Below are 11,246 nucleotides of genomic sequence, written 5' to 3' on the forward strand. Positions count from 1 at the left end.
ATAAATGTTGTAGAAATGGGGAAAGAGCGCACTGTATGTACGCTCTTTTCTTACGTTTTAAGTGAGGTGAACGGTAAAAGTGAATAAAAGAGAACAACAGATATATGAATTAGCTGAACCCGTTGTAGAAGAATTAAATTATTCACTGATTGAAGTTGAATATAAAAAAGAAGGAAAAGATTGGTTTTTAAGATTTTATCTAGATAAGCCGGGTGGTATTACGTTAGATGACTGTGTACGAGGTAGTGAAGTACTCGCAGATAAGCTTGACGAATGGGATATTATCGATGGTCATTACTTCCTAGATGTCTCTTCACCAGGGGCAGAGCGTCCAATTAAAACTGAAAAAGATTTAGAGACGACGTTAAATAATGGTATATACGTAAAAACATACCAGCATATTAATGGTGAACAAGAGTGGACAGGTATACTGACAGATTACGATGAACATACAGTAACAATTAAGTACCGTGACAAAACACGAGAAAAAACGGTTGAAGTTGACCGTAGTAAAATTGCTGTAATTCGTAAAGCTGTCTTACTATGAATGGAGGAATATAAGTGAATCAGGAATTACTGAATGCGATTGAGTACATTCAAAAAGAAAAAAATATCCCAAAAGAGGTACTCATTGAAGCAATTGAAGCGGCGCTTTTAACCGCTTATAAAAAGAACTATAAAGACCATAAAGATGTTCGTGTAGAAATCAATATGGACACAGGGAACTACCGTGTAGTTTCACGTAAAGACGTCGTAGAAGAAGTTGAAGATGAAACAGCAGAAATCGACTTACTGACTGCACGTGAGTACAATCCAGCATACGAAGTTGGTGATCCGTTTGACGAAGACATTACACCTTCAGACTTTAACCGAGTCGGTGCACAAGCAGCTAAACAAGCAGTAATGCAGAGAATTAGAGATGCTGAACGTGAAATCTTATATGAAGAATTTATCGATAAAGAAGACGAATTGCTTGTTGGTACTGTAGACAGAGTGGACAAAAGATTTGTTTACGTGACACTTGGAAACACAGATGCAGTACTTCCAGAGTCTGAACGTATGGCAAATGAAACGTATAAGACAGGAGACAGAATTCGTGTTTACTTAAGTAAAGTAGAACAAACGACACGCGGCCCGCAAATTTACGTTTCACGTACACATCCTAACCTTTTAAAGAGACTATTTGAAGAAGAAGTGCCTGAGATTTATGACGGAACTGTGCTAATTATGAGTGTTGCTAGAGAAGCAGGAGAGCGTTCTAAAATTTCAGTTTACGCAGAAAATGAAAACGTCGATGCAGTTGGATCATGTGTCGGTTCTAGAGGCGCTCGTGTTGAAGCAATTGTCGAAGAATTATCGGGAGAAAAGATTGACATCGTGTTATACGATAACGATCCGAAAGTTTACGTAAAAAATGCGTTATCACCATCAGAAGTTGTCGACGTTTTAATTGACGATGAAGAAAAATCAACGACTGTTGTCGTACCAGACAATCAGTTATCATTAGCGATTGGTAAACGTGGACAAAACGCGAGACTCGCTGCGAAATTAACAGGTTGGAAAATTGATATTATTGCTGAATCAGAATATAACGAATCTGAGGAAGCGTCAGTGACTTTAGATTCAGATATCGAAATAGATGAAGAGTTTAAAGTAGAAGCTTTAGCTGAAGAACCATCAGAAGAAAACTAAGGTGTGAGAAATATGGCACGTAAAATTCCAATGAGAAAAGATATTTTATCTGGTGAAATGTTTAAAAAGCAAGATCTTATTCGAATCGTAAAAACAAAAGACGGTGAAGTGTTCGCGGACGAAACGGGTAAGAAAAATGGTCGCGGCGCTTACGTGCAAAAAGATTTAAAACAAGTTGAACTCGCGAGAGAAAAACAAATACTTGAAAGTAAACTTGGTGTAAGTACTGATGTATTAGATCCAGTTTACGATGAAATCATCCGTCTAATTTACCGTGAGGATATCCCGAAACGATGAGTAAAGAATTAAATTTACTCGGTATTGCGACAAGAGCCGGTAAAATTACGAGTGGAGAACCGTTAACTTTAGACGGTATGAAACAAAGAAAAGTAAAGCTCGTTTACTTAGCGAGTGACGCAGGGAATAGTACAAAAAAGAGAATACGTGATAAAACAACGACTCAGTCCATCCCTTTAATTGAAACTTATACGACTGAAGAGTTATCAGTTGCGACAGGTGCTTATAATAGAGTCGTACTTGGTATCACGGATAACGGCTTTAAAAAGAAGTTGTTAGAGCTGAATGAGAAAGGAACGTGATTCAATGAGTAAGATTAGAATTCATGAATACGCGAAACAACATAACTTACAAAGTAAAGAAGTCATCAATGTTTTAAAAGATAACGGTAAAGACTACAACTCACATATGCAATCTTTAAATGATGACGATGTAAAATTACTAGATAGTAAGTTTGTAAAAAAAGATAATAATAAGAAAAACAACAAGAAAGACAACAAGAAAAACGATACTCATAAACAAAATAATAAAAAACATAAAAATAACAAAAACAATAAAAAAAATCACAAGAAGAATAAGCATAATAACAACAACCAGAAAAACAATAAAAAAGACGACAAAAATAAGCAAGATAAACACTCTAACAACAAATCAACTGATTCAGGTAACCGTTCATTCACTTATGAGGAAGGAATCACTGTCGGAGATCTTGCTGAAAAAATCAATGTAGACGCGTCTAAAGTTGTAAAAGACTTATTTATGCTCGGTATTATGACAAATATTAACCAAAGCCTTGATGATGAAGCAGTTGAAATTGTCGCTGAAAACTACGGATTCACTGCTGAAAAAGAAGAAGTTATTGATGATACAGACTTAGATATTTACTTCGACTTAGAAAACGAAGAATTAACTGAAGAGCGTCCAGCGGTTGTTACGATTATGGGTCACGTTGACCACGGTAAAACAACGTTACTCGACTCAATACGTAATGCAAACGTTACAGGTGGAGAAGCAGGTGGAATCACTCAGCATATTGGTGCATATCAAATCCGCTGGAATGATAAAGATATCACTTTCTTAGATACACCTGGACACGAAGCATTCACAACAATGCGTGCACGCGGTGCTCAAGTCACTGACTTAACAGTACTTGTTGTAGCAGCAGATGACGGGGTAATGCCTCAAACAATTGAAGCACTAAACCACGCAAAAGCTGCTGGGACACCGATTATCGTTGCGGTAAACAAAGTAGACAAACCAACAGCAAATCCAGACCGCGTAATGACTGAGTTAGGTGAACATGGATTATTCCCAGAGGACTGGGGTGGAGATACAATCTTCGTACCACTTTCAGCATTAACAGGTGAGGGAATCGATGACTTACTTGAGATGATTACGTTAGTCAGTGAAGTTGAAGAGTTAAGCACGAAGTCTGATCGTGATGCAATCGGTACAGTTATCGAAGCTGAACTTGACAAATCACGCGGACCTGTAGCAACGTTACTCGTTCAACACGGTACACTACATGTCGGTGATTCACTCGTCGTTGGTAATACGTTCGGTAAAGTACGTGCGATGACAAACGATTTAGGTGAAAGAATTCAAACAGCTGGTCCATCATTACCAGTTGAAATTACTGGTCTTAATGATATTCCTCAAGCAGGAGACCGCTTCGTCGTATTTAAAGATGACAAAAAAGCGAGAGCTGTTGGAGAAAAACGTAAAGAAGATAAAATTATGCGTGACCGCGAATCTACAAATAAAATTAGTTTAGATAACTTATTTGAAACGCTTAAAGAAGGCGATTTAAAAGACTTAAACTTAATTCTTAAAGCAGACGTTCAAGGTACAGTTGAAGCACTTGCAGCCTCACTTATGAAAATTGACGTCGAAGGAGTTAACATCCGTATTATTCATACAGGTGTTGGAGCAATTAACGAGTCAGACGTTACACTTGCAAATGCATCAAACGCTATTATTATCGGATTTAACGTACGTCCAGATGCAAACGCACGTCGTACTGCTGAAAACGAAAAAGTAGATATTCGCTTACACCGCGTCATTTATAAAGCACTAGAAGAAATCGAACAAGCAATGAAAGGTATGCTCGATCCTGAATATGAAGAGCAAGTGACTGGTTACGCAGAAGTACGTCAAACAATTAAAGTATCTAAAATCGGTACAATTGCTGGTTCTTACGTCACCGAAGGTAAAATTACTCGAGACTCAGGTGTTCGAGTGATCCGTGAAGGTGTTGTAGTCTTTGAAGGTGAAATCGACTCACTGAAACGATTTAAAGATGACGCTAAAGAAGTCACTTCTGGATACGAATGTGGTATCACAATTAAAAACTTTAATGACGTTAAAGAAGGCGACCAAATTGAAGCGTTCGAAATGGTTGAAGTTAGGAGAGTATAATTATGGCAAAGCGTAATGACCGTGTCGCAGAAGAAATTAAAAAGGTAGTTACAGAAGTCATTGATAACGAGGTAATGGATAAAGAATCATCGTTAAAACTTGTGACAGTAACTGAAGTTGAAGTTTCTGAAGAGTTAGAGTATGCGAATGTATACTTTACGACGTTAAACGAAAATAAATCAGAAGTTGAAGATATTTTAAATAAATATCGAGGTTTATTACGTACAGCAGTCGCAAAAAATATTCGACTTAGAAAAGCGCCAGAAATCTTCGTAAAATATGATCAGTCTGTAGATTATGGTAACAGAATTGAGAATATCTTAAACCAAATTAGAGACGAAGAAAAATAATCAAAGTGGCTAGAGTATCTAGCCACTTTTTTCATTTTAGCTATACTTCTACATATTTTAATATCATGTAATAAATGGTATATTTAATAGAAATAATACATTGGAGGTAAGTCATGACTAATAGACTGTGGTTTATAATGTATTTAATACTGCTCGGCCTAATCATTATCGGAATTGATGCACTATTTTTCCATTTATTACCAACTGAATCGTTTAGCTCTGCATTTTTATCGCTAATATTTATAGTAGTCGTTGCAAGTATTATTGTATTTTTAATTGAAAAATTAACAAAAGTCTTTGAAAAATAACGAGGTGACACTATGTATCACGGAGTAATATGTGTAGATAAACCTAAAGGTATGACGAGTCATGATGTCGTATCTAAAGTAAGAAGAATCTTACATATGAAAAAAGTTGGACATACCGGTACATTAGATCCGGATGTGACAGGTGTGTTAGCAGTAGTCGTTGGTCAAGCAACACAACTGACTGAGATTTTACAAGAAAGACAAAAAAGTTATGAAGCAGTCGTAACGTTAGGTGTATCAACAGATACAGAAGATGCTTCAGGTAAAGTGACACATACAAGTAACGTCTCACATATCACAGCAGAAATGATCGACGAGACAATTGAAAATTTTGAAAGAGAATATAATCAAACCGTTCCAATGTATAGTTCTGTAAAGGTTAATGGTAAAAAGTTATATGAATACGCACGTAGTGGAGAAGAAGTCACTCGTCCAAATCGCATGGTGTATATTCATGATTTAAAGCGTACAGGGGATATTAATTTCGGTGAAACGATTGACATTCCAATTACTGTGACGTGTTCAAAAGGAACTTATATTCGAACGCTTGCGGTTGATATCGGGCGTAAACTTGGAGTAGACGCACATATGTCTTATTTAAGACGTACAGAATCATGTGGATTTACGTTAGATGATACAGTCGCATTAGACGACGTAACGAGTGATTCAATCATTCCAATACTAGACGTTTTAGACGACTTTTATAAAATAGAGTTAAAAGATAAATTAGAGGCACGCGGTCCGTTCTTTAAAACAGTCAATGGACAAAAAATGTCTCAAACTGATATGATGAAATTAACTAAAAATGAAGATGTAGAAACAGTGCTTTTTATAAAGGACAATACACCAATCGGTATTTATAAAAAGCATAAAGAAAACGAATATAAACCGTTTAAAATGTTTTTATCGTCGAATGATTTGTGAGGGTACTATGGAAACATATCGATTATACTATCCAAATGACTTTGACTTACAATTAGAACCTGTTGCTTTAGCCATCGGCTTTTTTGATGGACTACATTTAGGTCATAAAGAAGTTATTGAGAAAATGATTGAAATTGCAGATGAAAAAAACCTTAAAAAAGCAGTAATGACGTTCGATCCACATCCGTCAGTTGTGTTAAATCCAAAAGCACGTCGCACGACGTATTTAACACCGCTACTTGAAAAAGAAAAGATGCTTGAAGAAAAAGGTATTGATTATCTATTTGTCGTAAACTTCTCAAGTGATTTTGCAGCACTGTCTCCAGACACTTTCGTAAACGAATATTTAATTAAACATAACGTAAAAGAAGTAATTGCAGGCTTTGATTTTTCTTATGGCCAGTACGGAAAAGGCTCAATTACAACGTTAAAAACTTATGACGAGTTTAACACGACAAAAGTATTGCCGTTCACTGAAGATAATGAAAAAATTTCAACCACTAAAATTAGAGAATTACTTTTATCTGACCAGTTAGAAGAGGCGAACGAATTACTCGGTAGAGAATACGAAATTAACGGTGTCGTTGTTCAAGGTGAAAAGCGTGGCCGTACGATTGGGTTTAGAACAGCAAATATAGAACCAAATGGGCCATACTTACTACCGTCTTTAGGAGTATACGCTGTAACGATGACAATTGGTACTGATGACACAATTTACCGAGGTGTCGCGTCAATTGGTAAAAAACCAACGTTTCACGATGATTATAAGGTAACAATTGAAGTTCATTTAATCGATTTTGACCGTACGATTTATGGTGAAGAAGTGACTGTATATCTTCACAATTTCTTACGTGGGGAAAAGAAGTTTGACGGTCTTGATGATTTAATCGAAGCGATGACAAAAGATAAAGAGAACGCAGTAAAACTGCTTGAAAAGTATAACGAATAAGCTTATAATAGTACAAGTGCGATATCTTGGTTATTAGAAACCCTAACTTTTAACTCAGGTATTAGCGAATTTTTTAATAAAAGGGAGGACTTGACTATGTCAATGTCAAAAGAAAGAAAACAACAATTAATCGAAGAATACCGTGTACACGAAACGGACACTGGATCTCCAGAAGTTCAAATTGCAGTGTTAACTGAAGAAATTAACACATTAAACGCACACTTAAAAGTACACAAAAAAGACCACCATTCACGTCGTGGACTTTTAAAAATGGTTGGTCGCCGTAAACACTTATTAAACTACTTACGCGATAAAGACGTTACACGTTACCGTGAGTTAATTCAAAGATTAGGTTTACGTCGTTAAGACAACCTGAGCATACCATTTGGTATGCTTTTTTTTATATAAATTAATTGCTAAAAATGGTATCATAAAGAGAAGTATGTAGAGGAGAGAAAATATATGACAGAAACTAAGAAAACGTTTCAAACAGAGTGGGCAGGACGTCCACTAATTGTTGAATACGGAGAAGTAGCTAAACAAGCGAACGGTGCAGTACTCGTTCGTTACGGAGATACTGTTGTGTTATCGACAGTCACTGCATCTAAAGAACCTAAAGATATGGACTTTTTCCCACTGACAGTGGCTTATGAAGAAAAACTATACGCACGAGGTAAAATACCTGGTGGATTTAATAAACGTGAAGGACGCCCAAGTGAAGCGGCTACGCTTGCGAGTCGTTTAATTGACCGTCCAATTCGTCCATTGTTCCCGGACGGCTTTAGACATGACGTTCAAATTATTTCTACAGTATTATCTGTTGATCCGGATAACTCACCAGAAATGACAGCAATGCTCGGATCTTCAATCGCTTTATCAGTATCTGATATTCCGTTTAATGGACCAATCGCAGGGGTTCGTATCGGAATTAAAGATGATGAATTCATTATTAATCCTGATGTTGAAGCGCTTGACAATTCGGTATTAGAACTTGACTTAGCTGGAACACATGATGCAATTAACATGGTTGAAGCAGGTGCAAAAGAAGTACCTGAAGATAAAATGCTTGAAGCGATTCTTTTTGGACATAAAGAAATTAAAAAGTTAGTTGAATTCCAGCAAGAAATCGTTGATTACGTTAAACCAGAAAAAATGGAATTCGAAACGCCAGTTGACGACGAAGATATTAAACAGCTTGTCGATGAAAAAATTGGTGAATACGACATTAGAAATTGCGTATTAACAATTGATAAACAAGAACGTGATGAAAAGTTATCTGAAATTAAAGATGCAATTATCGCTGAACTAGACGAAGAAGATGAGGAATTCGAAGAGAAAGAAAAAGAAGCGAAACGCTTATTTAACGATGTCGTCTTTGACACAGTGCGTCATTTAATTACTGAAGAAAAAATTCGTCCAGATCAAAGAAAACCAGACGAGATTCGTCCATTAAATTCACAAGTTGGAATTTTACCAAGAACACACGGCTCTGGTTTATTTACACGTGGTCAAACTCAAGTATTATCTGTTGCGACGCTAGGTAGCTTAAGTGAGTATCAAATTATCGATGGACTTGGTGAAGAAGAAGAGAAACACTTTATGCATCACTATAACTTCCCGCACTTCTCAGTCGGTGAAACTGGACCACTTCGCGCGCCGGGACGTCGTGAAATTGGTCACGGTGCATTAGGGGAACGTGCATTAAGTCAAGTGATTCCTTCACAAGAAGACTTCCCGTACACAATTCGAGTTGTATCTGAAGTGTTAGAATCTAATGGTTCTTCATCTCAAGCGTCAATTTGTGGTGGGACACTCGCATTAATGGATGCTGGTGTACCAATTAAAGCTCCAGTTGCTGGTATTGCGATGGGTATGATGATGAATGGCGATAACTATACAATTCTTTCAGACATTCAAGGTATGGAAGACGCATTAGGTGGCATGGACTTTAAAGTTGCAGGTACTGAAAAAGGAATTACTGCAATTCAAATGGATATTAAAGTTGACGGATTACGTGAAGATATTTTAGAAGAAGCACTAGAGCAAGCACGTATCGGAAGACTTCATATTTTAGAAAATATGCTCGCGACAATTGAAAGTCCTAGAAAAGAATTATCACCATACGCTCCAAAAGTTGAAACGATGAAAATTAATCCAGATAAGATTCGTGATGTTATTGGACCTGGTGGTAAAAAAATTAACGAAATCATCGATGAAACAGGCGTTACATTAGATATTGAACAAGACGGTACAATTTTCATTGGTGCAGTTGAGCAAGAGATGATCGACAAAGCACGTAAAATTATTGAAGACTTAACGCGTGAAGCAAAAGTTGGAGAAATTTACATGGGTAAAGTAAAACGTATTGAAAAATTCGGTGCGTTCGTTGAATTATTCCCAGGCAAAGATGCGCTTGTTCACATTTCAAATATTGACCACAAACACATTAAAAATGTTGAAGATGTCTTAAAAGTTGGCGATGAAACACTCGTTAAAGTAACAGAAATTGACAAACAAGGTCGTGTGAATGCTTCACGTAAGGCGTTAATTGAAAAAGAAGAAAACGACAAGAAAGATAATAAAAACAATAAGGAGGGATAATGTTGGCTAAGGAAAAGAAACGTGACTCTAACGTAAAAATTATACCGCTTGGCGGTGTTGGAGAAATCGCGAAAAACATGTATATCATCGAAGTAGATGACGAGATGTATATGTTAGACGCGGGATTAATGTTCCCTGAAAATGAGATGTATGGTGTTGACGTCGTAATTCCAGATATTACGTATGTGAGAGAAAATAAAGATCGTCTAAAAGCGATTTTTATTTCTCACGGACACGCAGATTCAATAGGAGCACTCCCATATATTATCGATGAATTAGATGCACCAATTTATGCGTCTAAACTAACAATTGCATTAATTAAAGAGTCATTTAAAGAATTAAATATACGTAAGAAACAAAAATTCTTTACGATTAATAGCGAATCACGTATGAATTTTAAAAATGCGAGTTTTGAATTTTTCGAAACGAGTCATAGTATACCAGATTCATACGGATGCTCGATTAATACAAAATATGGTTCGATTGTTTATACAGGTGAATTTAAATTCGATCAAAGTCTTGAAGGAGATTTCGGTTTTAACGGTGCGAAAATGTATGATCTCGCTAGAGAAAACGATTGTCTCGTTTTAATCAGTGATTCAACTGAAGCAGAAAAACGAGGCTATAACACACCTGAAAATATTATCGAAGGCCAACTATTAACGGATTTCTTAAAATCTAAAGGACGTATTATCGTCTCACTTTACGCTTCAAACTTTATCCGTATTCAGCAGGTATTAACAAATGCACATAAAGCAAACCGTAAAGTAACATTTTTAGGAAAAACATTAGAAGCTTCATTTAAAGTGGCGAGAAATTTAGGATATTTCGATATTCCAGACGGATTATTAATACCATCACATCAAATTAAAAATTATCCAGATAATGAAATCGTCATTATCGCAACAGGTGAACAAGGTGAACCGTTTGAAGCGTTAGGTGAAATGTCTAACGGTACTCACGAAGTTACAAATATTAAAGAGAACGATGAAGTATATATTTTAACGACACCAAGTTCTAACATGGAAGTGATTCTATATTCTACGTTAAACGACTTAACAAAAGCTGGTGCTAAAATTTACTTACCAACAAGTGGAATTCACGCGTCAAGTCACGGTTTAAGTGAAGAGTTAAAAATGATGTTTAACATTTTTAAGCCAAAATACTTTGTACCGGTTCAAGGTGAATATAAAAACCAAATCGCGCATGCCAAACTTGCTACTGAAAGTAATATTGAACCAGAGAATATTTTCTTACTTGAAAATGGAGACGTTGTAAGTTTTGATGGTAAAGAAATGTTCTATCAAGAAAAAGTACAAGCAGGTAACGTATTAATCGACGGTAGAGGTGTTGGTGACGTTGGTAACATCGTTTTAAGAGATCGTCGTATTTTAAGTGAAGATGGTATATTTATTGCGGTTGTTACGATTGATCGTGAAAATAGACAAATTAAAGCAGGCCCAGAAATTCAAAGTCGCGGATTCGTATACGTAAAAGAAAGTGAAGAATTACTTTCTACTGCTGAAGCAATCGTAAAAGAAGTTGTAGAAGATTCAATTAGTACAGGTAATATGGACTGGAACGATTTAAAACAAAGCGTTCGAGAATCACTCGGCAAGTACTTATATGAAAGTACAAAACGACGTCCGATGATTATTCCAATAATATCTGAAATATAAATGTAATTTTGGAGATATTATAAGCGTG

12 protein-coding genes are annotated in these 11,246 nt (G+C 36.2%); all 12 read left to right on the plus strand.

Annotation, left to right across the window (positions count from 1 at the left end; all coding sequences use genetic code 11):
* Positions 1-79 precede the first annotated feature (79 nt).
* The 12 genes from rimP to KPF49_RS03050 all read left to right on the plus strand — a co-directional run bounded on the left by rimP (position 80) and on the right by KPF49_RS03050 (position 11,218).
* Positions 80-547 (plus strand): ribosome maturation factor RimP, encoded by a 468-nt coding sequence (gene rimP, locus KPF49_RS02995; protein ID WP_183674416.1) that lies wholly within the window; start codon positions 80-82, stop codon positions 545-547.
* Between the two features lie 14 nt (positions 548-561).
* A complete protein-coding gene (nusA, locus tag KPF49_RS03000; RefSeq protein ID WP_183674419.1) occupies positions 562-1,692 on the plus strand; it encodes a transcription termination factor NusA in 1,131 nt (376 codons plus the stop codon).
* Positions 1,693-1,704: 12 nt separating this feature from the next.
* Positions 1,705-1,989: an RNase P modulator RnpM gene (gene rnpM / locus KPF49_RS03005; protein WP_183674422.1), complete on the plus strand. Its 285-nt coding sequence runs from the start codon at positions 1,705-1,707 to the stop codon at positions 1,987-1,989.
* Positions 1,986-2,291, plus strand: coding sequence for a L7Ae/L30e/S12e/Gadd45 family ribosomal protein (locus KPF49_RS03010; protein ID WP_183674425.1), 306 nt, complete (start codon positions 1,986-1,988; stop codon positions 2,289-2,291). The genes rnpM and KPF49_RS03010 overlap by 4 nt, the downstream gene beginning before the upstream one ends.
* 4 nt (positions 2,292-2,295) lie before the next feature.
* A complete protein-coding gene (gene infB / locus KPF49_RS03015) occupies positions 2,296-4,407 on the plus strand; it encodes a translation initiation factor IF-2 (protein ID WP_183674428.1) in 2,112 nt (703 codons plus the stop codon).
* 2 nt (positions 4,408-4,409) lie between these two features.
* Positions 4,410-4,757: a 30S ribosome-binding factor RbfA gene (gene rbfA, locus KPF49_RS03020; protein WP_183674431.1), complete on the plus strand. Its 348-nt coding sequence runs from the start codon at positions 4,410-4,412 to the stop codon at positions 4,755-4,757.
* 113 nt (positions 4,758-4,870) lie between these two features.
* Positions 4,871-5,065 carry a hypothetical protein gene (locus tag KPF49_RS03025; RefSeq protein WP_183674434.1) on the plus strand — a complete coding sequence of 65 codons (195 nt, stop codon included), beginning with the start codon at positions 4,871-4,873 and terminating at the stop codon, positions 5,063-5,065.
* 12 nt (positions 5,066-5,077) lie between these two features.
* Positions 5,078-5,989: a tRNA pseudouridine(55) synthase TruB gene (truB, locus tag KPF49_RS03030; RefSeq protein WP_183674437.1), complete on the plus strand. Its 912-nt coding sequence runs from the start codon at positions 5,078-5,080 to the stop codon at positions 5,987-5,989.
* A gap of 7 nt (positions 5,990-5,996) precedes the next feature.
* Positions 5,997-6,938, plus strand: coding sequence for a bifunctional riboflavin kinase/FAD synthetase (locus KPF49_RS03035; RefSeq protein ID WP_183674440.1), 942 nt, complete (start codon positions 5,997-5,999; stop codon positions 6,936-6,938).
* Positions 6,939-7,034: 96 nt separating this feature from the next.
* Entirely contained in the window at positions 7,035-7,304 is a 270-nt protein-coding gene (gene rpsO / locus KPF49_RS03040) for a 30S ribosomal protein S15 (RefSeq protein WP_183674443.1), read from the plus strand.
* 96 nt (positions 7,305-7,400) lie between these two features.
* Complete coding sequence (gene pnp, locus KPF49_RS03045) at positions 7,401-9,539, plus strand: polyribonucleotide nucleotidyltransferase (RefSeq protein WP_183674446.1); 2,139 nt, start codon at positions 7,401-7,403, stop codon at positions 9,537-9,539.
* Positions 9,539-11,218, plus strand: coding sequence for a ribonuclease J (locus KPF49_RS03050; RefSeq protein ID WP_375781556.1), 1,680 nt, complete (start codon positions 9,539-9,541; stop codon positions 11,216-11,218). The genes pnp and KPF49_RS03050 overlap by 1 nt, the downstream gene beginning before the upstream one ends.
* The last annotated feature ends 28 nt before the right edge of the window (positions 11,219-11,246 follow it).

Source organism: Nosocomiicoccus ampullae (genome assembly GCF_019357495.1).
Classification (GTDB): Bacteria; Bacillota; Bacilli; order Staphylococcales; family Salinicoccaceae; genus Nosocomiicoccus; species Nosocomiicoccus ampullae.

Excerpts from the sequence above, each read along its gene's own strand:
- KPF49_RS03035 (WP_183674440.1), top strand. The coding sequence starts at position 5,997 with ATGGAAACATATCGATTATACTATCCAAATGACTTTGACTTACAATTA.
- KPF49_RS03010 (WP_183674425.1), top strand. The coding sequence starts at position 1,986 with ATGAGTAAAGAATTAAATTTACTCGGTATTGCGACAAGAGCCGGTAAA.
- KPF49_RS03050 (WP_375781556.1), top strand. The coding sequence starts at position 9,539 with ATGTTGGCTAAGGAAAAGAAACGTGACTCTAACGTAAAAATTATACCG.
- rnpM (WP_183674422.1), top strand. The coding sequence starts at position 1,705 with ATGGCACGTAAAATTCCAATGAGAAAAGATATTTTATCTGGTGAAATG.
- rbfA (WP_183674431.1), top strand. The coding sequence starts at position 4,410 with ATGGCAAAGCGTAATGACCGTGTCGCAGAAGAAATTAAAAAGGTAGTT.
- infB (WP_183674428.1), top strand. The coding sequence starts at position 2,296 with ATGAGTAAGATTAGAATTCATGAATACGCGAAACAACATAACTTACAA.
- KPF49_RS03025 (WP_183674434.1), top strand. The coding sequence starts at position 4,871 with ATGACTAATAGACTGTGGTTTATAATGTATTTAATACTGCTCGGCCTA.
- pnp (WP_183674446.1), top strand. The coding sequence starts at position 7,401 with ATGACAGAAACTAAGAAAACGTTTCAAACAGAGTGGGCAGGACGTCCA.
- truB (WP_183674437.1), top strand. The coding sequence starts at position 5,078 with ATGTATCACGGAGTAATATGTGTAGATAAACCTAAAGGTATGACGAGT.
- rpsO (WP_183674443.1), top strand. The coding sequence starts at position 7,035 with ATGTCAATGTCAAAAGAAAGAAAACAACAATTAATCGAAGAATACCGT.